This is a genomic window from Streptomyces sp. NPDC001890, from assembly GCF_042891445.1.
Taxonomy (GTDB): Bacteria; Actinomycetota; Actinomycetes; order Streptomycetales; family Streptomycetaceae; genus Streptomyces.
In genome coordinates this window covers 167,454-191,948 of sequence record NZ_JBIATE010000011.1, presented here as the reverse complement: position 1 = coordinate 191,948, position 24,495 = coordinate 167,454, and the positions used below count along the sequence as shown (strand labels likewise).

Genomic DNA, 24,495 nt, shown 5'->3' with positions numbered 1-24,495 from the left:
GACGTCGCACCGCGTACCCGCATCCCCAGCTGGTCGGCGGGGCGGCTACCGCAGGACGAAGCCGGTGCCGAGGCCGTCTGCGGGATCGAGGTCGAAGCGGTGCTCGCCGGTCCGGTACGCCATCCCCGTGACCTCTGGGATGACGGCCGCGTGGCCGTCGGCGGCCGTCTCCGCGACGACCCGTGCGTGGAAGCGGGTGCCGACGATCGAGTCGTGGACGAGAGTCCGGCCCGGCTTGAGGTGACCGCCCGCTGCGAGCACGGCGACGCGGGAGCAGGTGCCGGAGCCGCACGGGGAGCGGTCGACCTGGCCGTCGGCGAAGACGGTGACGTTGCGCTGGTGCGGGTTGCCGTTCTCGTCGATGCCGAGGTCGTCGTACAGGATGGTCCCGTAGATGCCGCTGAGGCGGTCGTCGACAGGGTGACGGGCGTACTCGCTGTCGTTCAGCGCCCATTTGACCTCGCGTCCGATCGCGATGAGGTCGGAGTAGTGCTCGGGGGTGACCGCCAGTCCCACACCGGCCGCTTCCAGATGTGCGTAGATGGCGCCGCCGTAGGCGACATCGACGACGACGTCCCCGCGGGACGTGGCGACGGTGACGCGTTCGGCGAGTCGGTAGCTGGGGACGTTGACGAAGTCGACTCCGGTGATCTGTTCGCCGACGGTGTGCACGCGCAGGGTGACCCGGCCCGAGGGGACGTCGATGACGACCGTGGTGATGCCGGAGGGGTCACGGGCGACGCGGCCGGTCTGCACGGCCCAGACGGCGAGCGCGATGGACCCGTGGCCGCAGGCTGTCGAGAAGCCGTCCTTGTGCCAGAACAGCACGCCGAAGTGCGCACCCTCGTCATCGGGCGGGGTGATGAACCCGCCGTACATGTCGGCGTGTCCACGCGGTTCGAAGCACAGCAGCTTGCGCAGGTTGTCCACGTCGGCGTTGCCGATGGCGAGCACACGGCGTTCGGCGACGGTGGCGCCTTCGATGGCGACCGGCGGTTCGGGGACGATGCGGAACGGTTCGCCACCGGTGTGGTAGTCGGTGGTGCGTACCTGATGGATGGTCATGAGGTCCTCCACGGAGCTGGTGAGGGCAGGATGCGAGTCGGTCGGGTCCGGGCGGCGTCGACGAACTCGTCAGGTTCGGGATCGCTTGAGTCGGGAGCCGAGGCGGGCGCGGCGGGGAAACCCCGGTGAATCCGTTGCCGGTGACATGTTGTCAGTCGGCGAACCGCGCCATCCACGCCTCGGCCCGGACCCTCGATACCGCCCTCGGTGACGACCCGGTCGACCTCGTCGCCGCCGTTCGGCGGCTCCCGGACGCTATCCCGCACCGCGTCCATTCGGTGCCCAGGAGCGTCACTGGCACGGATCGGCCATGGCCGACGGTCGCTTCATCCCTCCGAGCTGCCGGCCGGGCCCGGCAGACCGTGCCGACGGTGATTGCGGAAGCGGCGCGGCAGGGGGCCGGGCTGATGCATCTTTGGCCGGAACGGATCATGCTGCGCGGGGAGTTGGGGAGCGTGTCGTCGACACCGGTGAACATGGGGGAGCCGGGGTCCGCCGGGTTCGTCGGCGGCAACGCGATTCTCGGCAAGCTCGGCAGCGGAGGCATGGGAGCCGTCTACCTCGGACGGTCGGCCTCCGGGCGCCGGGTCGCGGTCAAGGTCGTGCACGCGCAGTACGCGCAGTACGCGCAGGACGAGGAGTTCCGAGTCCGTTTCCGCCAGGAGGTCGCGGCAGCGGAGAAGCGGCTCCCGAGCATCGTCCTGGTGCGGGACGCGATCGTGGCCGTGGCGGGTGACACGGCCTTCTCCGTGCGCCCCGACCGCCCCCGGCCCGCGGCGGGGTGAAACACCCCGGCCGCCGCGCCGATGTGTTCCACGACTGTTCCCCCGTGCTCCTTCGTCCTGGATCGGACGCCCACGGCGTCGGAGGACACCGAAGCAGGTAAACCGCTGGACGCCGTCGGGATACTGCCGTCATGGCCGTCACTCAGCAACTTGCCCGCGTCTCGGACGGATATCTGGCCGATCGCCGCCGCGCGGCCGGCGAATCGCCGGACGGAGACCCTCAGTGGGATCCGCCGCCGTGCGACGTCCTGGATCTGGACTGGGCGCCGGCGTTGCTGGGGCGGGTGTGCGAGCTGGCGGGTCTCGATGACGTCCGGCTGGCCGCCCTGCAGCAGGCGACCGACGGCGGCACGGCGGTCGACCTGGGCTTCCTCTGCACACACCCGCATGCCATCGCCCCCTTCGGGCCCGCTCCCACAGCGCTTTCCGCAGCTCAAGTGGCTCGCGTCGCCGAACTGCTCCAGGAGATGGACATGCCGGCCATGTTGGCCGCCTTGCCGACCGACGACGCAGAGGTCGCTGCTTTGGTCGGCCACGGAGCCGACGTGATAACTGGAGGCCCGGGGAAGTATCTGATCGAGCACTTCAACGCCTTGCGGGAGTTCTACCTCGGAGCGTCCCGACGGCACCTTCTCGTCGTGCTCTGGTGGGACTGATACGGGCCTCACCCCAAGCCGGTCTCACGTCCGCTGGGGAATCACGAGGACGGCTGCACGCCTGCGCGCAGCCGCACAACGTCGCCGACCGGACCCCGCGCAGCGGTCCGCCCGGTCACCCGACCGGTCCGACCGCCTACGTTCCGTGGTCCGTCCTCAGTCGTCCCACTGCCTGCTCAAGGTCGAGGATGCGGTCGGCGAGGGCAGCACTGTCAGGAGTGTCGGCATCTCGCAGCAGGAGTTCCGCCTGGGCGAGTTGGCCGGCGGCCTCGGTGAGCCGGTCGGGCTGTTCCCCGGGCGCAGGGTGTTCCTCAGGGCCTGTGGGGCGTGTGTGGTCCGTCCCGTTCGCGGGGTCGGTTGACGCGTGGGCTGTTTCGGGGGCGGTCGACGGGATCCCGGGGTGGCCGCCGTCGGCGGTCAGGAGTCGCTTCAGCTGTTCGGTCTGGTCGATGAGCTGGCGGTTCTTGCGGTGCAGGTCGAGGAAGACGTTTACTTTGGTGCGCAGCAGCCAGGGGTCGAAGGGCTTGATCAGGAAATCGGCGACTCCGACCGTGTAGCCGCGGTAGGCGTAGTCCGGATCCACCGCGGCACCGGTCAGCAGGATGATCGGGACGTCTTTCGTCTGGTCCAGCCCCTTGATGTTCGCGGCGGTCTCGAAGCCGTTCATGCCGGGCATCAGCACGTCGATGAGTACGACCGCGAACTCCTGGCGCAGCATCGCTTTGAGCGCCTCTTCGCCGGATCGCGCGCGGACCACGTGGGCCAGCGAGCCGAGGACGGCTTGGAGGGCGACCAGATTCTCCTCCATGTCGTCGACGATGAGGACGCTGGAGGTCTCCGGTGCTGTATCCCGTGGCGCCGTCATGACGGCCGTCCTGTCGCACCGTTGCCATCGCCCGTTTCGGTAGGGGCGCTGTGGTCGTCCTGGTCCGTGGAGAGGGCGTTGCCGGTGCGGTCGGGCCGCGGCTCCGGAGAAGTGCACTGCGGGTCGAGGAGCCGACAGATCACGGCGAGCAGGCGGTCGACGTCCACCGGCTTGGGGACGTAGTCGTCGGCGCCACTCGCGATGGCCTTCTCGCGGTCGCCGGGCATCGCCTTCGCGGTGAGCGCGATGACCGGCAGATCCGCGAAGCGAGGTGTGCGGCGGATCGCCCCGATCATCTCGTAGCCGTCCATTTCGGGCATCATGATGTCCATCAGAACCAGTGACACGTCAGGTGTCCGGTCAAGGACCTCAAGGCCTTCGCGGCCGTTCTCCGCGTACTTGACGCTGATGCCGACGCGGCCCAGTACATGCGTCAGCGCGAAGACGTTGCGGATGTCGTCGTCGACGATGAGGATGCGCCGGTTGGCCAGTACGGCGGCGGCGGGGCCGCTCAGCCAGTCCTTGAGCCGGGTCGTCTCCGGCCAGTTGACGCCACCGCCACCGCCGTCGGGGAAGGTGCGGGTCACGGGCTCCCGGGAATGGAACACATCGACCTGCGCGGGCCCGGACTCGGCCGCGGGACGGCCGGTCAGGGTGGAGGGCCCGGCGAGGGCCAGGATGGTGCCGCCGACAGGGCGTGGTTCGACCGCGGGGGAGATGTCGGCGGGCTGGCCTTTGTAGTGCGCGGGGACGAAGAGGGTGAAGGCGGAACCGACGCCCGGCTCGCTCTCCGCGATGATCCGGCCGCCGAGGAGGCCCGCCATGTCCCGGCTGATGGAGAGGCCGAGCCCGGTGCCGCCGTACTTCCGGTTGGTGGTGCCGTCGGACTGCTGGAACGCCTCGAAGATCCCGTCGAGCTTCTCCGGCGCGATACCGATTCCCGTGTCCTTGACGGTCAGAGCGATGACGGCGTCGGCAGTGCGCAGTGTCTCCTCCTCGAAGTCCGAGGGCGTCGCACGTTCCACGATCAGTTGCACTCCGCCGGACGAGGTGAACTTCATCGCGTTGGAGAGGAGGTTGCGGAGGATCTGCTGGAGGCGCTGTTCGTCGGAGAAGAGCTCGGCGGGCACGTTCTCGCCGACCTTGATGTCGAACGACAGGCCGCGGTCCAGCGAGAGCGGCTGGAACGTCGCCCGTACGTAGTCCAGCAGCTTGATCAGCGGCAGCGTCTTGGGATGGACATCCATCCGGCCCGCTTCGATCTTCGACAGGTCGAGGATGTCGTTGATCAGTTGCAACAGGTCGGAGCCCGCCCGGTAGATGGTGACGGCGAACTCCACCTCCTGCGCGGAGAGGTGGTTGTCGGGGTTGTCGGCGAGGAGCCGGGACAGCACGAGCAGGGAGTTGAGAGGGGTGCGCAGCTCGTGCGACATGTTGGCCAGGAATTCCGACTTGTACTGGGAGGACGTGGCCAGCAGCGCCGCCTTCTCCTCCAGCTCGGCGTTGGAGAGCTGCAACTCGTCGGAGCGCTTGCGCAGTTCCGCGGTCAGGCGCTGGGATTCCGAGAGGAGGGACTCGGTACGCGAGTTGGCGATGATGGTGTTGATGGAGACGCCGATGGTGTTCACGAACTGGTCGACAAAGGCGAGGTGCACCTCGCTGAAGCGGCTGAACGAGGCCAGTTCGATGACCCCCAGCACCCGGTCCTCGAAGAGGATCGGCAGGATGACGATGCTGGCCGGGGGAGCGGACCCGAGGCCGGAACTGATGGTGATGTACTCGGTCGGGACCGCGTCGATGAGAATCCGCCGCTTCTCCGTGGCGGCCTGGGTGATCAGGCCCCAGCCGGGACTTTCGAGGCTGAGCTGGGTCCGCCGGCGGCGGTCCTCGGGCTGGCCGGTGCCGTAACCGGCCAGGAGTTCGAGGTCCTCGCCGGATGGCGCGCCGGCCCCGGCCACGCCTGCCCCGGCCAGGAAGAACGCGCCGTACTGGGCGTTCACCAGCGGGGTCAGCTCGCGCAGGATCAGGTCGGCGACCTCGACCAGGTCGCGGTGGCCCTGCATGAGCCCGGCGATACGGGTCAGGTTGGACTCCAGCCAGTCCTTGGCGCGGGTGGTCTCACGGAGGTTCGCCACCATGAGGTTGATGTTGTTCTTCAGGGCGGCGACCTCGCCCTGGGCCTCCACCGAGATGGAGCCGGACATGTCGCCCTGTGTGACGGCGCTGGCGACCTCGGCGATCGCGCGTACCTGGGTGGTCAGGTTCAGTGCCAGCTCGTTGACGCTGGTGGTCAGCCCCTTCCACGTTCCGTAGACGCCCTCCACCCGGGCCTGGCCGCCCAACTGCCCTTCGCTGCCGACCTCGCGGGCCACTCGTGTCACCTCGGAGGCGAATGCGGAAAGGGTGTCGACCATCGTGTTGATCGTGGATTTGAGTTCCAGGATCTCGCCGCGCGCGTCCACGTCGATCTTCTTCGACAGGTCGCCTTCCGCGACGGCGGTGGCGACCTGGGCGATGTTGCGGACCTGGGAGGTGAGGTTGTCGGCCATGAAGTTGACGTTGTCGGTGAGGTTCTTCCAGACCCCGGAGACACCGTGGACCTGGGCCTGGCCGCCGAGGCGCCCCTCGGTACCGACCTCGCGGGCCACCCTGGTCACTTCGTCCGCGAACGCCCGCAGCTGCTGGACCATCGTGTTGACGGTGTCCTTGAGCTCCAGGATCTCGCCGCGGGCGTCGACATCGATCTTCTTCGACAGGTCGCCGTTGGCGACGGCGGTGGTCACCTGGGCGATGTTGCGGACCTGGGACGTCAGGTTGAGAGCCATGCTGTTGACGTTGTCGGTGAGGTCCTTCCAGACCCCGGAAGCACCCCTGACCTGCGCCTGACCGCCGAGGTTGCCCTCGGTGCCGACCTCGCGGGCGACCCTGGTCACCTCGTCGGCGAAGGCGGAGAGCTGGTCGACCATGGTGTTGATCGTCGACTTGAGCTCCAGGATCTCGCCCTTGGCCTCCACCGTGATCGTCTTGCCGAGGTCGCCTTCCGCGACGGCGGTGGCGACCTGGGCGATGTTGCGGACCTGGGAGGTGAGGTTGTCGGCCATGAAGTTGACGTTGTCGGTGAGGTCTTTCCAGACCCCGGACACGCCCCTGACCTGGGCGCGGCCGCCGAGCTGGCCCTCGGTGCCGACCTCGCGGGCGACCCTGGTCACCTCGTCGGCGAAGGCGGAGAGCTGGTCGACCATGGTGTTGATCGTCGACTTCAGCTGCAGGATCTCGCCGCGCGCGTCCACCGTGATCTTCTGGCTGAGGTCGCCGTTGGCGACGGCGGTGGTCACCTGGGCGATGTTGCGGACCTGGGACGTCAGGTTGGACGCCATGAAGTTGACGTTGTCGGTGAGGTCTTTCCAGACCCCGGACACGCCCCTGACCTGGGCGCGGCCGCCGAGCTGGCCCTCGGTGCCGACCTCGCGGGCGACCCTGGTCACCTCGTCCGCGAACGCCCGGAGCTGGTCGACCATGGTGTTGACGGTGAGCTTCAGCTCCAGCAGCTCGCCGGTGGCCTCGACCGTCACCTGCTGCGTCAGGTCGCCGTTGGCGACGGCGGTGGTCACCTGGGCGATGTTGCGGACCTGTGCCGTCAGCCGGGACGCCATCGTGTTGACCGCTTCGGTCACATAGAGCCAGTCGCCCGACAGCCCCTGTGCCTTCGCCCGGCCGCCCAGACGCCCCTCGGTGCCGACCTCGCGGGCCACCCGTGTCACCTCGCCGGTGAACAGGGACAACTGGTCCACCATCCGGTTCACCCCGACACCCAGGCGCCGCAGGTCGCCGCGGAGCTGCCGGCTTCCGTCGTGCAGATCGACGTGCTGGGTCAGATCACCGTCCGCGACGGCGTCGAGCACCCGGGTGGCCTTGGCGACGGGAACCACCAGTGCTTCCAGGACGGTATTGGCGGCCTCGACGTTCGTCGTCCAGGTCCCCGATCCGGGGCTCGCCGAGATCCGCTCGTCCAGCCGGCCCTGGCGGATGATCTCGCGACGTACCCGCTGGAGCTCCGAGGCAAGATGCGCGTTGCGCGCAACGATCTGCTGGAACACCCCGGCCATCTCGGCCGGTACCCCGTCCGGCGGGGTGCCACCGTCCGGACCCCCGGCAGTCTCCACCCGCGCCGTGAAGTCGCCGTCACACAGAGCTTGCATCGCGGAGAGCAACGGGCGCAGATCACTCGTACGAACCCACTGTTCGTCCGGCTCCGTGCCGGGCCGAGTCGGTGCCAGTGCCATGGAACACCCTCCACCCAAGATCAATTGGTGGACGTCACAAAGATTCACTCAGTGACGCATGTCATAGTATAAAGCGCACGAAAACACTCTTCATGGGCTCATTCGGCACATGGGGGAGAGTGGTGATCCCGTTGTCAGTGCTGGCGAGCGAATCGGCGTCCAGGAAGGGGCTGCCGGCGGATCAACTGGCTGCCTCCCGGGCCCGGGAATTCGTGCGTGCGGCACTTCAGGGGTGGACGGCGGCGCTCGACGACGCCCCTGCTCCGGCCCGGATCCCCGAAGAGCTCGTCGACGACGCGGTCCTGCTCGTCAGCGAACTGGTCACCAACGCCGTCATGTACGCGGGCACGGACATCGACGTCGTCTGCCGCGTGGAGCGGAACCCGGCCACCCGGGCGGGCGTCGTCGTCGAGGTGGGGGACCGCCACCCCTCCAGAGGCATACGCTGTGCGGCGGTCCGGCACGGGGAGCCCGGGTACGGACTCCAGCTGGTGAGCGCGCTCTCGGAGTCCTGGGGCGTGACATACCGGCGGGCGGAGAAGCGGGTCTGGTTCCGGCTGGAGGCCGGCGGGAGAGACGCACCGGCCACGGATCCGGCCTCCTCCGGGCCCGGTACCACCGAGCCAGGCAGCGACGCCCCGCCCCATGGCACGGAGGTCTATGCCACGGAGGTCCATGGCATGGAGGCCCGTGACACGACGGAGGCCCGTGACACAGAGGATTCGGCGCATCCTCACGCGGAGGAACCCGTGCATCCCGCGCCTCCCCGCGGGCGCGCCGCGGAGTGGGCCGACCGCGGCGGGCCGTCGTTCCTGGCCGAGACCAGCGAACTCCTGGCAGGCCAGCTCGACGAGGCCATGGTCACCGCGCTCGCGGCGCAACTGCTGGTGCCCCGGCTCGCGGACTGGTGCGGCATCTGGCTCGGCACACCGGGACAGGGGCTGCAACTGTCCCGGGTCTGGCATGCCGACGAGCGGCGCATCGGTCCGCTGCGCGAGGAACTGGAACGGATGCCGCCCCCCGCCGCGGTCCGTACCGGGGGCACGCCCTGGCCCTGTCCGGTGAGTGCCGGTGCTGATCCGGCCGGCGGGTCGGCGTACGCCTTCCCGCTCGAAGCGCCCAACATCGACCAGGGCGTTCTGCTGCTCGGCCGGGCAGGGCAGCTGCGGATGACCGACACCGTGGTGCGGATGGTGCAGGCCGTGGCCCGCAGGGTCGCGCAGGCCGTGTTCACCGCCCGCCAGTACACCCGGCAGCACGCGATCAGCGCGGTGCTCCAGCGCAGACAACTGCCCGCGAAACTGGCCAGTATCGCAGGCGTCGACACGGCGGTCGTGTATGAGCCGCACGGCGAGGGACAGACCGTCGGCGGGGACTTCTACGACATCTTCCCGATGGGCAAGGGCCGCTGGTGCTTCCTGCTCGGGGACGTACAGGGAAAGGACCCGGAGGCGATGTCCATCACCGGCCTGGCCCGGCACCTCGTCAGGCTGCTCGCGCGCGAGGGCCACGGCGTCGAGTCGGTGCTCGGCCGGCTCAACATCGCCATGGCGGAGGAGGGTGCCGAGGCGTACGCGCTCGGCGGTGAGCAAGCGGGCCCACGCTTCCTGAGCCTGCTGTACGGGGAGTTGACCGTCGCCCCGGGGAGGGCCGGTGCCGGCTGCACGGTCGCCAGCGCGGGCCATCCTCCGCCACTGCACCTGTTCGCCGACGGGAGGGTGGAACCGGCCTCCGAACCCCAGATGCTGCTCGGCATCGACGAAGGCGCCGAGTTCCAGGCCAGCACCTTCGACCTCGCTCCCGGCGAGACGCTTCTGTGCGTGACCGACGGGGTCACCGAACGCCGCTGTGGGAACTGGCAGTTGGACGACAACGACGGTCTAGCCGATGTCCTCAGACAGGGCATGGGGCTGGGCGCGAGGGCACTCGCGGAGCATGTACGGCGGGCGGCCCACGACTTCGGGGTGGGACCGGTCGAGGACGACCTCTCGGTACTGGTGCTGCAAGCGGTGGTGGCCGACTCCGGCGTGTGACGCTCCGGGTCCTGACAGCGGTCGAACGACGTGGACCACTCGACGTGCCCGGTGAGGAGGGAACGCCGGGCCGGCAGGCCCGGGTGGTCAGCTGACCACGTCCACTTCCACCGGCAGCCGGCCCTTTCCGAGCTCCGACCGGTCGTACCGTGCCTGACGCACCTCCATGCGGTAGCCCAGGTGATCACGCAGGCACTCGAACGGTGTACGGGACACGAGATCGCCCCGACTGTCGCGGAAGTACCCGTCGGAAACGGGCAGCAGTGCTTCGGCCGCCTGCTGCTCCGTGAGCTCGGAGGCCATCCAGGCCGGGACGGTGACGGTGGCGTCGTGCACGATCGACAACGAGTCGAAGCGCAGGGTCTGGGAGCCCGAGCCGTATTCGAAGTACCACGTGCGCACACCCCCGACCATCGCCCCGTGCACGTCCGTCCCGGGCCACCATCCGCGGCCGAACGAGAGACCTCGGGGCACGGGGGCCGGCGGATCAGCGGTATTCGTCCACGGGGGTGTCCTTCCCGCCGTGCACGACGGCCTCGAAGTACGCCCAGGCGTCCGGCCGGCTGCCGTCGACATCACGGACGCCGTAGGTCCTGGCGAGCTCGGCGCTGGAGGTGGACTTTCCGTTCCAGAGGGCGGCCAGGTCCGGGTCGGCGGCGAGTGCGGCGACCGCGCGGGCGAGGTAGTGCGGTGATTCGGCGACCGCGAAGCCCGGTTCCTGTGCGATGGCGTCGCGCCAGTTGTCCTCGCTCACGCCGAAGTGGGCGAGCATCTGTTCCGAGCGCAGGAAGCCCGGTGTGACGGCGACCGCGGTGCCCCCGTACTCCGCCAGCTCCTCGCCCAGCCCGAAGGCGATCCGGATCGGGGCGTTCTTGGCGAGGTCGTAGTAGAGGTTCTCGCGGTATCGGCGGTTGGAGACCGCGGTGCCGTCAGTGACCTCGATGAGCAGGGGTGCGGCGGAGCGGACCAGGAGGGGGAGCGCGAGTGCCGCGGTGATCACGTGCGAGCGCACCCCGAGTTCCAGGATGCGCAGGCCGTCGGCGAGCGGTGTCTCCCAGCTCTTCTTGCCGAAGACGGAGCCGATGAGCAGGTGCTCTCCGCCCCAGAGGTCGTTGACCAGGATGTCGAGCAGCCCCTGCTCGCGGTCGATCCGTTCCACGAGGGCGCGTACCCGGTCCTCGTCCAGATGATCGGTGGGGACGGCGATGCCGGTGCCACCGGCCGCGGTGACCAGTTCTGCGGTCTCCTCGATGGTTTCCGTGGCCCGGCCGACCTCGCTGATGTGCTCGCGGGTGGTGCGGCCGGTGACGTAGACGGTGGCGCCGGCGCGGCCGAGTTCGACGGCGAGGGCGCGGCCGGCGCCGCGGGTGGCCCCGGCGACGAGCGCGATCCGGCCGGCGAGCGGTCCGGCCTGGCCGGTGTGCTGAGTGATCCTGTCCTTGTTCATGGCACCACCGTGCACGTCAAAGGCGACAGCTCATGTCGTCTTTCTTTCCTGGATCGTTCTTGTTCCCGTCCTCACGGTCGCGGCCTGCCGGCTCCTACGAGCCCATCACCGAGCACCTGGCCGGTCACGGCCCGACCAACCGGGACGTACGCCGGACGAACCTTCGTCCAAGGCCGATCCACCGGTGCTGCCGAGGGTGATGAAACGGGACTTGTGGCACGATCTGCGGTGATGCGCCGACGTCCCGCACACTATCCACCCATATTTTGCGCGACCGTCACCTCAGCCCACTTTCCTCGCGCCCGGGTCGTCTTGCAGACTCCGTCTGCCGCTCATCGTGGACGGACATCACTGAAGCAACAGGAGGATCCCCACAGCCATGACCGAAATCAACCGGCGTCGCTTCCTTCAAATCGCGGGAGCTACCGCGGGGTTCGCCGCTCTGTCCGGCTCCATCGACCGGGCCGCGGCCATCCCCGCGGCGCGCCGCAGTGGAACCGTCCAGGACGTCGAGCACATCGTCGTCCTCATGCAGGAGAACCGTTCCTTCGACCATTACTTCGGGTCGATGAAGGGCGTCCGGGGCTTCGGTGACCCCCGCCCGGTGACACTGCCCAGCGGCAAACCGGTATGGCACCAGGCGAGCTTCTTCGGCAAGGAAACCCTGCCCTACCACCCGGACGCCGACGACCTGGGCATGCAGTTCATCGCCGGCCTCGACCACGACTGGGCCGGCGGCCACAGCGCGTTCAACAACGGCAAGTACGACAACTGGATCCCCGCCAAGGGCACCGGCACCATGGCGTACCTGACGCGGGACGACATCCCGTTCCACTACGCCCTCGCCGACAAATTCACCATCTGCGACGACTACCACTGCTCGTTCATGGGTGCCACCGACCCGAACCGCTATTACATGCTCACCGGACACGTCGGCAACGACGGCACCGGCGGCGGCCCGGTCCTCGGCAATCAGGAAGCGGGCTACGGCTGGACGACGTACGCCGAACGCCTTGAGAAGGCAGGCGTCTCCTGGAAGGTGTACCAGGACATCGGCGACGGCCTCGACGCGGCCGGTGGCTGGGGCTGGATCAACGACGCGTACCGCGGCAACTACGGCGACAACTCCCTGCTGTATTTCAACAACTACCGCAACGCCAAGCCCGGTGACCCCCTGTACGAGAAGGCCCGCACCGGCACGAACGCCAAGGCGGGAGACGGATACTTCGACATCCTCAAGGCCGACGTCAAGGCCGGCAGACTGCCGCAGATCTCCTGGATCGCCGCCCCCGAAGCATTCTCCGAGCACCCCAACTGGCCTGCCAACTACGGCGCTTGGTACATATCGCAGGTCCTTGACGCGCTCACCTCGAACCCTGAGGTGTGGAGCAGGACCGCACTGTTCATCACATACGACGAGAACGACGGCTACTTCGACCACGTCGTGCCGCCCTACCCGCCGGCCTCCGCCGGCCAGGGCCTGTCCACCGTCGACACCACGCTCGACCACTACAAGGGCAGCATCGGATACGCCGCGGGCCCCTACGGCCTCGGACAGCGCGTCCCCATGATCGTTGTCTCGCCGTGGTCCACCGGCGGATACGTCTGCTCCGAGACCTTCGACCACACCTCGATCCTGCGCTTCATGGAGAACCGGTTCGGGGTGGAGGAGACCAACATCTCGCCATGGCGGCGCGCCATCTGCGGTGACCTCACATCCGCCTTCGACTTCTCCCACAAGGTCACCAACCCGGCCGACCTGCCGGACACCGCGGGCTACGCCCCGCCGGACCGCGACCGCCACAACAGCTACGTACCGAAGCCGCCCGCCCAGGGCGCCCTGCCCCGGCAGGAGGCCGGAACCCGACCGAGCCGCCCGCTCGCCTACGCTCCGTACGTCGATGGGGCCGCAGACCTCTCGACCGGCAAGTACAAGCTGACGTTCAGCGCGGGGGACCAGGCGGGCGCCGCCTTCCAGGTGCGCTCCCAGAAGCGCACCGACGGCCCGTGGACGTACACGGCGGCGGCCGGGAAGCCCGTCTCCGACAGCTGGAACTCGTATTACTCCAGCGGCAGTTACGACCTCACGGTCCACGGCCCGAACGGCTTCCTGCGCGCGTTCAAGGGCAACAACAAGGCCGCCGAGCCGGAGGTGACGGCACGCCACGACGGCGGTGGCCTGAAGCTGACCCTGACCAACCCGTCGACCGCCGACGCGCACCTCACCGTGACCAACGCGTACGGCGGCGGCCGCCAGACCTACACGGTCCGCGCCGGCGCCACCGTCGAGCAGACCGTCGACCTGCGCGCGACCAAGCGCTGGTACGACCTGACGATCGTCGTCGACGGCAACGCCGGATACCTGCGGCGCCTGGCCGGGCACGTCGAGAACGGTGGGGTCGGCGTGAGCGACCCGGGCATCGCGACCGTGTGAGACCTGTGCCCCTCCGTCCGGCGGACGGAGGGGCACACACCCTGAGGGTGACGAGGCGTCAGTGCGACGTGCCGGAGCTCAGCACCCCCGGAGTGCGCACCCCCCCGAGTGCGCACCCCCGAGTACGCACTCCGCGACGCGATCCGACGGGCGGCTCAGCCGCGCTGAGCGCGGATGAGGTCGCGGTACCACGCGAAGGACGCCTTCGGGGTGCGGACCTGGGTGTCGTGGTCGACGTGGACGAGGCCGAAGCGCTGGTGGAAGCCCTCGGCCCATTCGAAGTTGTCGATCAGGGTCCAGGTGAAGTAGCCGCGCACGTCCACACCCTGGGCCACGGCGGTGTCGACGGCCTGGAGGTGGGTGTCCAGGTAGTCGATGCGGTCGAGGTCGAGGACGGTGCCGTCCTCGCTGACGACGTCCTCGGCCGAGCAGCCGTTCTCCGTGATGTAGACCGGCGGGAGTGCCGGGTAGCGCTCCTTGAGGCCGACGAGCAGTTCTCGTAGGCCGTCGGGGACGACGGGCCAGTCGAAGGAGGTGCGGCGGTAGCCCTCGATGGGGGCCTCTTCGAACGGCAGCCCCTCGGACGACGGCGCCTGGATACGGGTCGGGTTGTAGTAGTTGATGCCGAGCGCGTCCAGGGGAGCCGAGATCAGTTCGAGGTCGCCGTCCCGCACGGAGCCGCCGAGGGTCGCGTCCGCGCCGAAGTCCGACAGGTCCGGGTAGGCGCCCGTGAAGATCGGGTCGTTGAACAGGCGGTTGTGCAGGTTGTCATAGGCGCGCGCGGCGGCGAGGTCGGCGGGGGAGTCCGAGGCGGGCCAGACCGGGGTGCAGTTGTTGGCGATCATCCCCTGGAGGCCGCGCGCCCGCAGCTCCGCCAGGGCCAGGCCGTGTCCGAGCAACTGGTGGTGGGCGACCGGCAGGCAGTCCAGGAACAGGGCGCGGCCCGGTGCGTGAGTGCCGAGACCGTAGCCCCAGACCGTGTGGATGAACGGCTCGTTGAGTGTGATCCACTTCTGGACACGGTCGCCCAGCCTGTCGGCCACGATGGCGGCGTACTCGGCGAAGCGGTACGCGGTGTCGCGGTTCAGCCAGCCGCCGTCGTCCTCCAGGGCCTGCGGAAGGTCCCAGTGGAACAGGGTCGGGACGGGTTCGACGCCGTGTGTGAGCAGACCGTCGACCAACCGGTCGTAGAAGTCCAGGCCCTTGGGGTTGACCTCGCCCCTGCCGGTCGGCTGGATCCGGGGCCAGGCGATGGAGAAGCGGTAGCCGGTGAGGCCCGCCTCGGCCATCAGCGCGATGTCCTCCTCGTACCGGTGGTAGTGGTCGCAGGCCACGTCGCCGGTGTGCCCGTCGCGGATCGTGCCGGGCCGCGCGGTGAAGGTGTCCCATACCGAGGGTCCGCGGCCGTCCTCCTTGGTGGCGCCCTCGATCTGATACGACGCCGTCGAGGCGCCCCAGATGAAGTTCGCGGGGAGATGGTCCAGTGTCACGTCTAACCTCCTGAAACATGAGCAGGGCTCACGTTAACCCGCTCGGTGGGATGATGGAAGCGTGAATCAAGATCGCACCGCAGGGACGCTGCGCCGGCTGCCGGTCCAGAAGCGCAGCGCCGAACGCTTCGAACGGCTGCTGGACGCTTGCGCCGAAGTCCTGGACGAGGTCGGCTATGCAGGGCTGACCACCAAGGAGGTGGCCCGCAGGGCCGAGGTGCCCATCGGCACCCTCTACCAGTTCTTCTCCGACAGGGAGGGGCTGATCGGTGCGCTCGCCGCCCGCAATCTGGAATCCTTCCTGGGGCGGGTCACGGACCGGCTGGAGCAGGAGGAGCCCGAAGGGATCTCGGGCATCGTGGACGTGACCGTCGACGAGTTCGTCACCATGCGCCGGACGATCACCGGTTTCGGCGTGGTCGACTTCGGCGCGGTGGGACAGGACCACATCCTGGAGCCGACCCTGGACAACAACACCGCGGTCGCCGGAAGGCTGCGCTCACTGACCGCCTCCCTGATAGGGGTCCAGGACGACGCCGAATTCGAGATCGCGGTGCGGGTGGCCCTGGAGTGCGCGGACAGCGTGCTGCAACTCGCCTTCCGTGTCGATCCGCAGGGCGACGCCCAGCTGATCGCCGAGTGCAAACGAGTCCTCAACAGCTATCTGAACGACCGACGCCGGTGACCGGCGACCAGCAGTGGCCAAGGCGTGCTTCGCGCCCGGAGGCGCGCATGACCGGAGCCGCCCGGGTGCTGTCGCGAGCCGCGTCGGGTGGAGCCCCGGATCCGCCGGAGGACGACGCCACCGCCGTCCTCCCGAGAGCTAACGGACGGCTTTGACCTTCCAGACCAGTACCGCGCCGAGCGCGGACATGGCCGCCGAGCAGAGGAACAGCGAGCTGTAGCCCCCCGGACCGCTGAGCACGACCGAGGCGATCGCGGGAACGAGGACGTAGGGCAGGGAGGTCATCAGGTTGGCCAGGGCCATGTCCTTGCCGCGGTCGGCCGAGGCGGGGAGCACCTCGGTGACCAGGGCGGTGTCGACGGCCAGGTACACGCCGTAGCCCAGACCCAGGATGACGGCCGCGACCAGCGTCATGGTCCACGTGGGCGACAGCGCGAGCGGGACCGCGGCGACGGCCATCGTGACGCCGCCGAGGAAGACCAGCATGCGCCGCTTGCCCAGCTTGTCGGAGAGCCAGCCGCTGAGGACGACCGTGGAGATCGTGGCCAGGCAGTTGATGCCGATCACGATGAGCAGACCGTCCTCGGTGGACTGGCCGGGGAACAACTTCTCGTAGTGCAGGACGTCGTCCAGGAAATACGGCAGGTAGAGCGTGCCCATGCCGTAGCCGAGACCCATGATGAAGCGGGAGCTCATCGCCCAGACGAAGTCGGGGTGCGCGCGCGGGCTGATCCGGTAGCCGTCCAGGAAGGTGCGCAGCGAGAACGGCTCGCGGTGCCGGCGGGGCAGCGGCGGATCCTTCATGGTGGTCGCGAACAGCAGGATCAGGAGCGGCAGTACGGCCATCAGCAGGTACTGCGAGGTGAAGCCCGTGACCAGACCGATCAGCAGCCCGCCCGCGATCAGGGCGCCCGCCTGCGGGACCATGGCCCAGCCCAGCACGGCGCCGCGCTGGGCGACCGGGACCTGGTCGGGCACCACGGGGGAGAGTCCGGCGCCGATGATCATGAACGAGGCGGACAGCACGAGGGAGCCGAGCGCGACCCCGGCGACCGTCGTCTGAAGGCCGGTGAAGACCAGCGTCGCCATGCAGACGAGCGTGCCCACGAGCATCCACGGCCGGCGGCGGCCGAACCGGCTGGTGGTGCGGTCGCTGAGCGCGCCGGCCAGCGGTGCGATGACGATGCCCGAGATCGCGCCCATCATGCTGACCCAGGCGTAGCTGCCGACCTTCCCCGCCGGGTCGATCTGGGCGATCTGCTCGGGCATCAGGAACGTGGTCGGCACCTGCATCGGGATGAACACCCCGACGTTGGCCAGGACGTACAGGGCGACCCAGCCGGGGCCGACCCGGCGGACGGGCTCGGTGAGGGCCTCGGGACGCTCGGACAGCTGGCTGCGCTCGGGGTGATCGGGCAGCTCGGGGGCGATACTCATCGGGCCACTTTCTTGAGGTGGACGAGCTCGCTCGTCCAGTCGAAGGGCAGCAGCGGCGCGAGGCCGTGGCTGAGCAGGACGGCGCCCCCGTGGACGGCGCCGGTGGCCTCGTCCCGGTAGCGGGCGTCGGGGTCGAGGCCCTTCAGCCGGGTGCGGGCGACCGAGCGGGCCGACGCGGACGGCTGGAACTGGAGGACGACGACCTCGTCCTCGGTGAGGTACTGCACGGCGTCGTGCTCCAGGCGGTACTGGACGCCGCCGTGCACCACGGGCCGGATCCGCTTGTACTGCTCGACCAGCATCCGGGCCCAGGCCAGGTCCTCCTCGCTCCAGTTCCGCAGGTTGCCGCCGATGCCCATCGCCCCGGCCATCGAGACGTGGAAGCGGTACCGGATCGAGGTCGGGCGGGCGGTGAAGCTGTTCGGGCTGTCGGTGACCCAGGCGCCCATGGTCCGGGCGGGCAGCAGCTGGCCGTGGCCGTGCTGGATCGCGACCCGGTCGGCGGCGTCGGTGTTGTCCGACGTCCAGACCTGGTCGGCGCGGGCCAGCACGCCCAGGTCGGCCCGGCCGCCGCCGCCCGCGCACGATTCCAGGTACAGGCCGGGACGTGCGGCGCGCAGCCGGTCCATCACCTCGTAGACCCCGCGCGTGTGCTCGATCCAGACCCGGTCGGGGTCGGCGGCACCGGGCTGCCCCGCCTCGCTGAAGGGACGGTTCATGTCCCACTTGAGGAAGACCACGTCCAGTTCGGTGACGGTCCTGACCAGCCATTCGACCGCCCATTCGCGGACGTCGCGGCGGGCGAAGTCCAGCACGTACTGGTTGCGGCGCTGGGTGCGGGTGCGGCCGTCCTGGCAGAGGATCCAGTCGGGGTGCGCACGGAAGAGGCCGCTGTCGGGGTTGACCGCCTCGGGCTCGACCCACAGACCGAAGCCCATGCCCAGCGCGCGGACGTGGTCGGCGAGCGGGCCCAGGCCGTTCGGGAAGCGGTCGGGGTTGGGCCACCAGTCGCCGAGCCCGGCCATGTCGCTGGTGCGCGCACCGAACCAGGCGTCGTCCACGACGAAGACCTCGACGCCGAGACCCGCGGCCAGGTCGGCCAGCTCGGTCTGCTGCTTCTCGTCGATGTCGAACTCGGTCGCCTCCCACGAGTTGAAGATCAACGGGCGTTCGGCAGGGCGGGCGGGCAGCACCTCACGTTCGACGTACGCGTGCCAGCGGCGGCTGGTGCCGCCGAAGCCGTCGGGGGCGTACAGCCCGGTGAAGACGGGGGTCTCCAGACGCTCGCCGGCGGCCAGCTTCCAGACCAGGCCCTCGTGGCCGAACCCGCCCGTCCAGGAAGTGCGGCCGTAGGTGTCGCGGCGCAGGGTGATCCGGCGGCTGCCGCTCCAGGCCAGGGCCGCGCTCCAGACCTCGCCGTGCTCCTCGGCGGCGTCCCGCGCGTCGAGCATCAGCCACGGCCCGGCGTGCTGCCCCGTGATACCGAGGCGGCTGGTGAACACGGTCTCCCCGACGGGCACCCGGTCGCGCTGGAGCTGGAACTCCCGGCCCCATTCCCCCACCACATGGCTGACGCGGTAGTCGTCGCGGGCGGGCAGTGTCCAGGCGGCGGAGTCGAACCGCAGGACGTCCACCGGCTCGTCCGCGGTGAGGACGGCCCAGCGCTCGATCTGGTCATGGCCGTCCCGGAGCCGGTAGTGCAGGTCGAGGCGGAGGGAGCGGACGCGGTCGGTGAAGGAGAGCGTGAGCAGGCCGTCCTCGACCGTGTGCGAGAGGAACCGCCACTCGAAGCCGCGGACACCGTCGTCGTAACGGACCGTCAGCGACTGTGCCCCGAAACGCAGCCCGCCCTCGACCACGTACTCCTCACCCCCGGGGTCGTCGCCGCCGGGATCCTCGTCGGGCAGGTCGGCCGCGATCGCGACGGCCTGCTCCAGGGTCAGCGGCCGGCCCCAGTGCACATGCCGGGGGGCGTCGTCGGCGTCCAGCCGGAAGGCGTAGGAGGCGCCAGGGGTGCTCAGAAGCCAGAGGCGGGCCTCGGAGTGGTGAGTGATCACGCAAATCCTCAAACGTGAGTAGGGCTCATGTTTGGTCATACGTTAAGCACGCGAGCCCGCGGCGCCAAGCCCTCTGACGGTGGCTGTCGAAATTCGCGGCATGTGGTTCCCCGCGCTCTGCGCGGACCGGTCGGCGAACGCACGGGAAAGTCGGCCGGGGCCGGTCGGATCAGCAGATCTGATCCGACCGGCCCCGGCCCCGGGCACCGCCTCACAGGTGCGTCAATCGGCGTAGACGCCGACCTCGCGAAGCGAGTAGCCCCACTGGGTGCCGCGCTCAAGCCCCTTGACTCGTACGTAGCGGGCCTGAGTTCCGGCGAAACGTGCCGTGTCCAGGCCGCCGTCACCGGTGGCCGTGGACCAGGCCGTCTTCCAGGCCGCGCCGTCCTGCGACAGCTCGACGCGGTACGACTTCCCGTACGCCTCCTCCCAGTCGAGGGTGACGCGATCGACCGGCTTCGAGGATCCGAGGTCGATCTGCAGCCACTGGTCGTTGTTCCACTCGCTGGCCCAGCGGGTGCCGTTGTCGCCGTCCACGGCCTTGCCGGGCGCGAAGCTGACGAACGGGTTCCACCACTCCGACGAGGACGCCGAGGCGGAGGCGCCCGCGGCCAGGTTCGCCCCGGACTTGTGCTGTTCGGTGCTGCCCCAGGTGCGCAGGTAGGACTCGGCGCCCGAGAAGAGGTCGTCCACGACCCCCTGGCCGCCGACGATCCGGATGTCCTCGATCCAGTCCGGGACCATGCCGTAGTGCACGGCACCATCGGTGTTGAAGTCCCAGGTGCGCTCGCCGGCGGTCTGCTTGTCGATCACCGAGCCGCCGTCCGTGCTGCGGAAGGGGTACTTGACCGGGTTCGGGGTGTCCCCGCCTCGCGGGGCCGGCCAGCCGCCGACACCGTTCATGTCGGTGCCATAGCCGTAGCCGACCTTGTACTTCTCACGCAGCGCGTCCGTGCGCTTGGCCTCCGCACTGAACGCCTCGGAGCCGCTCATGTACTGGGCGGCGAACCCGCCGAGCTTGTACAGCCGCTCGGTCCAGCCCAGGTCCATCCAGCTGTGCGAGGAGATGGCGCCCGGGTACGACTCCGACTCCATGATGTCGAAGGCCTGACCAGCAGCCTTGACGCTCATGTGGTCGAGTTCCAGCATCATGTGACGTTGCATCATGCCGCGCAGCGCGTACGTGCCCAGGCCGGTCAGCCCGCGGGTGTTGCACTGCGCGTCCGAGGAATACGAGGGGACGGTCACCCCCGCCGGCAGCTGCTCCTCCGCCTGGGGCGCCTTCGCGTTGCCGATGGGGTTGTCGTGCTGCGGGCCCCGGCAGGTCTCCGTCTTCCAGAAGGTGCCGGTCGACAGGAACTGGCCCACGTTGATGGCCGTACCGAGAGCGCCGGAGTCGTAGCGCACCCCGCACAGGGCGTTGTCGAACTTGTGGCACAGGAACATGCTGCGCACGCCCAGGTCGTACAGCTCGTCGAGGCCGCGGTCGATGTCCTCCTTGCTGCACTGCGCGACGTCCAGGATCTGCTTGCAGCCGAACGGCTCGGAGGTCTCGACCCCCAGGACGACGGCCAGCTTGCCCTGCTTGATGACCTCGCGGGCCTGTGCGCTGTCGGTGACGATCCGGAACCAGCCCTTGCCCGGGCCGCCGTACATCTTGTCGATGTAGGCCTGCATGTCGTACGTCTTCTTCGCCTCCAGGCGGATGGCGGTCATCTCGTCGCAGCTGCGGTCCTTGAAGAAGTAGACCGAGCAGATCACGCCGTTGGTGACCAGGTCGTTGACCAGCACCCGCTGGCCGCCGCGCCAGGCCCGTTCGATCCAGGCGTAGTAGTTCTGCTGGTGGGTCAGCGAGTCGGGGGCGGGCCAGTCCTTGAACGTGGGCCACCCGTTGGGGTCGTGCTTGCCGTCGCCCTTGGTGATGAAGTCGAAGATGGCGCCCGTGCCGTCGGGGTAGTGCTCGGGGCAGTCCTTGAGCGCGTCGGTGACGCCCTGCTCCGAGAACGGCTTGCCGCAGATCAGCCGGCCGCCGAAGCCCTCGTTGGACATGATGTGGTCGTGGGCGTCGACGAAGCCCCTCACCCGTCCCTGGGCGTCGGTGCCCTTGAAGGGCTCACCCGTGACGCCGATCTGCGAGTCGGGCGCGGGCCGGGCGGTCGGATCCCACCAGTTGGGCTCCGCCGCGGAGCTGGGCATCGGGCCGAGTACCAGGGTCATCACGGCGAGGAGCAGTGACACCACCGTGAGGGATCTGATTCTGCGGCGCGGAGGTTGAACCATGGCCATCGCGTAGATCCTTAAATGTGAGTGGGGCTCATGTTCTGCTCATAACTTAGGGATACGAGCCCGCGACGCCAAGCCCCTGACGGTCCCGGCATCGCCTCGCGGGGAGTATCCGATGCGCGCGGCTGCCGGTTGCCGGTCGCCGGAATCACCGGCGGAACCTGGCCCGGCCCCCGCAGGAGCGGGCCGACCGGCCGCGCGGCCGGTGGCCCTTCGCGTCGATGCCGTCTCCGGCGCGCCGGCCTCGCCGGAGCACAACAGCCGCCAATTGGCTGGTCCTTGGTACCACCTGGCACGATGCGATCATGACGCAGGACATACAGGCCCGCGGCGAGGCGCTCGTCGCCGCCGCCCGCGCGGGCGACGCCAGGACCGCCCGCAGGCACACCGACTTCTTCGTGATGGGCAAGCACGTGGACGAGGGCATCCCGTACTGGGAGCAGGCCGTGGCGGCCGGTGACGCCTTCTCGCACTACACCCTTGCGCGGTACCGCAAGATCCGGGGTGATCGACAGGCCGCGGACACGCTCTACCGTGCCGTCGCCGAACGGCATGCCGGATGCGCCTACGGACTCGGCGTCCTGCTCCGGGAGGACGGTGATCCGGAGTCAGCCGTCTGGTTCCGCCGTGGCTGGGAGGGAGGCCGCGACCTCGACTGCAAGATCGAGCTCGGCAAGCTGCTCGCGGCCGAGGGGAGACTCGACGAGGCGGCGAAGTTCCTGATGAGCGACATCGAGCTGGGAGACATCGCGGTCTTTCGCTGGGCGCAGCTCTTCGAGTCGATCCGGGAGGACTTCGACCGCGTCGCGGCGGACCTCGACGCCGCCGAGGCCGCCGGGGACGGAGCCGCCGCCGCGGAGGCGCTGAGCCCGCTCTTCGCCCTGGAACAGCGCTTCTGCGAATACCCGGGCTTGACGACCGAGGCCGCCGGTCACTACCGCAGGGCCTCCGCTCTCAGCGCCTCCGCCCGCGTGGACCACGCCGTGTTCCTGACGGAGACCGGCGGCGAGGCGTCCTGGCCCGAGGCCCGCGACCTGCTGCTCCAAGCCCACGAGGAGGGCTACAAGGGCGCCGCGTATGTACTCGGTGTCCTGCACGAGCAGCGCGGCGACCTCGGCGACGGCGAGCACTGGTACGGCCTCGCGGCCGCCCGCGGGCATCAGTCGGCCCAGTGGAACCTGGGGATCCTGTGCAAGCGGCAGCGCCGGTACGAGGAGGCCGAACGTTGGTTCCGGGAGGTCGGCGAGGACGACGAGGACGTCGTCGAGCAGCTCGCCCGGATCGCCGCTATCCGGGCGAGCGGTGCCGTCGCCCCCGGCAAGGACCTGCGCCGACTGCCAGGGCTGCGTGAGCGGGCCGAAGCGGGCGACGTGCACGCCTCGTACGCGTACGGGAGGATCCTCGGCGACTGGGGTGGCGCGCACGACCGCCACCTGGTCCGCTGGATCGAACCCGCCGCGCTGGCCGGGGACCCGCAGGCGGCGTACGACCTCGCGGAGTTGTACGGCGCTCTGCGCAGGCCCACGCTGCGCGACCAGTGGCACCGGACGGCGGCCGAGGCGGGCCACCACGACGCGTGCAACCAGATGGGATGGCTCTCCGAGTACCACCGGGACTACCAGGAGGCCGAGCGCTGGTATGTGCTCGCGGCCGATGACGGGTCCCAGCTGAACACCATGCTGGCGGGCAAACTGAAGGCCCAGCGCGGCGCGTACGCGGAGGCGGAACCATACCTCCGGATGGCCTGGGAACAAGGCGGCGACTCCCCGTACCGGACGGAGGCCGCCGGGTACTACGGACTCGTCCTGCACCGGCTGGGCCGCCTCGCGGAAGCCACCGAGCCGCTCCGGACCGCCGCCGCACGCTGGGACGACGACGTGCGCGCCCGCTACAGCCGGGACGACCTGGACGTGCTGTCCCGGACGGTCGACCCGGAGAAGGAGCTGGCGAAGGTGGAGGCGGCACTGAAGGCGTGACGCCGCCGTGTACGGGAGAAGGTCATGGGCATGGAGTTCTTCTGCTACCACCGTGACCGGTCCGACTCCCTCGCCCTGCGCGAGGAGCTGCTGCAGGAGCACTGGTCGTACATGGACCAGGACGCCAAGGAGATGATCGCTCGCGGCCCGGTCTTTGCCGCCGACGGCGAAACGCCCACCGGCAGCGTGCACATCGTCGACCTGCCTGATCCCGTCGCTGCCCGCGCGTTCGCCTTCGACGAGCCCAACTACCAGGCCGGTGCGTACCGTGATGCGCTGCTGCGCCGGTGGCGCAACATGCCGGCGCCGTGAACACACCAGCTGCACCGGGACCACCGGATCAGATCGCCCCGGCGCCCAGGACGATCGTTGCAACCAGGCTTCCACGACGCAGCCGATGCCGAGCAAAGGAGAGACCGTGAACCGACCACTGCTGTTCCTCGATGTGGACGGGCCGCTCAACCCCTATGCGGCCAAGCCGCAGAGGCGCCCCGACGGCTACACCACACTCAGGGTGCCGCGGGGCGGCGGGGCCCCGACGGAAGACGGAGGACTCCCGGTCCGGCAGCGGCCCCTGAGGGTCTGGCTCAACCCTGAGCACGGGCGGGCCCTGCTCGGACTCGGCTACGAGTTGTGCTGGGCCACCACATGGATGGGCGAGGCGAATCGGTGGATCGCCCCCGTGCTCGGCCTTCCCGAACTCCCCTTCGTCGACTTCGGCGACGCCCTGTTCCAAGAACGTCCCGACGGGGTCCACTGGAAGACCGCGCCCCTTGTGCGCTACGCCAACGGTCGTCCCTTCGCCTGGGTGGACGACGAGCAGAGCGACCTCGACGAGGGCTACGTGACCGCCCACCACCGGGCTCCTGGACTTCTGCACCACGTCAACCCGCGAATCGGTTTGCGCGAGGACGACTTCCGGACGCTTGCTGACTTCGCCCGATCGCTGGGCACTCCTCGATCCATCGGCTGAGAGGCCACTACGCCATCGGTCCCGGC

Annotated in this window: 15 protein-coding genes and 2 pseudogenes; 8 read left to right on the top strand and 9 right to left on the bottom strand. The window is 69.4% G+C overall.

Annotation, left to right across the window (positions count from 1 at the left end):
- Nucleotides 1-45: 45 nt before the first annotated feature.
- On the bottom strand, nucleotides 46-1,065 hold the full coding sequence (locus tag ACFYY1_RS25500) for a proline racemase family protein (RefSeq protein WP_388589543.1): 1,020 nt from the start codon (nucleotides 1,063-1,065) through the stop codon (nucleotides 46-48).
- Nucleotides 1,066-1,541: 476 nt separating this feature from the next.
- On the opposite strand from ACFYY1_RS25500, the pseudogene ACFYY1_RS25495 reads away from it, so the two are divergent.
- Nucleotides 1,542-1,748: pseudogene (locus ACFYY1_RS25495) on the top strand (hypothetical protein); the annotation flags it as partial.
- A gap of 233 nt (nucleotides 1,749-1,981) precedes the next feature.
- Nucleotides 1,982-2,506 carry a DUF1877 domain-containing protein gene (locus tag ACFYY1_RS25490; protein WP_388589541.1) on the top strand — a complete coding sequence of 175 codons (525 nt, stop codon included), beginning with the start codon at nucleotides 1,982-1,984 and terminating at the stop codon, nucleotides 2,504-2,506.
- A gap of 136 nt (nucleotides 2,507-2,642) precedes the next feature.
- On the opposite strand, the gene ACFYY1_RS25485 is transcribed toward ACFYY1_RS25490, so the two are convergent.
- On the bottom strand, nucleotides 2,643-3,371 hold the full coding sequence (locus ACFYY1_RS25485; RefSeq protein WP_388589539.1) for a two-component system response regulator: 729 nt from the start codon (nucleotides 3,369-3,371) through the stop codon (nucleotides 2,643-2,645).
- A complete protein-coding gene (locus tag ACFYY1_RS25480) occupies nucleotides 3,368-7,654 on the bottom strand; it encodes a HAMP domain-containing protein (protein ID WP_388589536.1) in 4,287 nt (1,428 codons plus the stop codon). Before ACFYY1_RS25480 ends, ACFYY1_RS25485 begins: the two co-directional genes overlap by 4 nt.
- Nucleotides 7,655-7,746: 92 nt before the next feature.
- On the opposite strand from ACFYY1_RS25480, the gene ACFYY1_RS25475 reads away from it, so the two are divergent.
- Nucleotides 7,747-9,687 (top strand): SpoIIE family protein phosphatase, encoded by a 1,941-nt coding sequence (locus tag ACFYY1_RS25475; protein WP_388589533.1) that lies wholly within the window; start codon nucleotides 7,747-7,749, stop codon nucleotides 9,685-9,687.
- An 87-nt stretch (nucleotides 9,688-9,774) separates the two neighbouring features.
- Here ACFYY1_RS25475 and ACFYY1_RS25470 read toward each other — a convergent pair whose 3' ends face one another.
- Nucleotides 9,775-10,089, bottom strand: coding sequence for a hypothetical protein (locus ACFYY1_RS25470; RefSeq protein WP_388589531.1), 315 nt, complete (start codon nucleotides 10,087-10,089; stop codon nucleotides 9,775-9,777).
- Between the two features lie 85 nt (nucleotides 10,090-10,174).
- Nucleotides 10,175-11,134, bottom strand: coding sequence for an SDR family oxidoreductase (locus tag ACFYY1_RS25465; protein WP_388589528.1), 960 nt, complete (start codon nucleotides 11,132-11,134; stop codon nucleotides 10,175-10,177).
- 379 nt (nucleotides 11,135-11,513) lie between these two features.
- Here ACFYY1_RS25465 and ACFYY1_RS25460 point away from each other — a divergent pair, with 379 nt between their 5' ends.
- Nucleotides 11,514-13,568, top strand: coding sequence for a phosphocholine-specific phospholipase C (locus tag ACFYY1_RS25460; RefSeq protein ID WP_388589526.1), 2,055 nt, complete (start codon nucleotides 11,514-11,516; stop codon nucleotides 13,566-13,568).
- 155 nt (nucleotides 13,569-13,723) lie between these two features.
- Here ACFYY1_RS25460 and ACFYY1_RS25455 read toward each other — a convergent pair whose 3' ends face one another.
- A complete protein-coding gene (locus ACFYY1_RS25455; protein ID WP_388589523.1) occupies nucleotides 13,724-15,058 on the bottom strand; it encodes a GH1 family beta-glucosidase in 1,335 nt (444 codons plus the stop codon).
- Nucleotides 15,059-15,119: 61 nt separating this feature from the next.
- On the opposite strand from ACFYY1_RS25455, the gene ACFYY1_RS25450 reads away from it, so the two are divergent.
- Entirely contained in the window at nucleotides 15,120-15,743 is a 624-nt protein-coding gene (locus ACFYY1_RS25450) for a TetR family transcriptional regulator (RefSeq protein ID WP_388589521.1), read from the top strand.
- Between the two features lie 138 nt (nucleotides 15,744-15,881).
- Here ACFYY1_RS25450 and ACFYY1_RS25445 read toward each other — a convergent pair whose 3' ends face one another.
- The 3 genes from ACFYY1_RS25445 to ACFYY1_RS25435 form a co-directional block, all read right to left on the bottom strand.
- Entirely contained in the window at nucleotides 15,882-17,180 is a 1,299-nt protein-coding gene (locus ACFYY1_RS25445) for an MFS transporter (RefSeq protein WP_388589518.1), read from the bottom strand.
- The gene (locus ACFYY1_RS25440; protein WP_388589516.1) at nucleotides 17,177-19,237 is read right to left on the bottom strand and encodes an alpha-galactosidase; all 2,061 of its coding nucleotides are present in this window, start codon (nucleotides 19,235-19,237) and stop codon (nucleotides 17,177-17,179) included. The genes ACFYY1_RS25445 and ACFYY1_RS25440 overlap by 4 nt, the downstream gene beginning before the upstream one ends.
- Nucleotides 19,238-19,459: 222 nt before the next feature.
- Nucleotides 19,460-21,523, bottom strand: coding sequence for a discoidin domain-containing protein (locus tag ACFYY1_RS25435; RefSeq protein WP_388589513.1), 2,064 nt, complete (start codon nucleotides 21,521-21,523; stop codon nucleotides 19,460-19,462).
- 302 nt (nucleotides 21,524-21,825) lie between these two features.
- On the opposite strand from ACFYY1_RS25435, the gene ACFYY1_RS25430 reads away from it, so the two are divergent.
- From ACFYY1_RS25430 to ACFYY1_RS25420, 3 genes and pseudogenes are all read left to right on the top strand, one after another.
- Entirely contained in the window at nucleotides 21,826-23,496 is a 1,671-nt protein-coding gene (locus ACFYY1_RS25430) for a sel1 repeat family protein (protein ID WP_388589511.1), read from the top strand.
- Between the two features lie 30 nt (nucleotides 23,497-23,526).
- Nucleotides 23,527-23,796 (top strand): annotated as a pseudogene (locus tag ACFYY1_RS25425) (YciI family protein); the annotation flags it as partial.
- Nucleotides 23,797-23,914: 118 nt separating this feature from the next.
- Nucleotides 23,915-24,469, top strand: a complete 555-nt coding sequence (locus ACFYY1_RS25420) for a hypothetical protein (protein WP_388589508.1) — start codon at nucleotides 23,915-23,917, stop codon at nucleotides 24,467-24,469.
- Nucleotides 24,470-24,495: the final 26 nt, after the last annotated feature.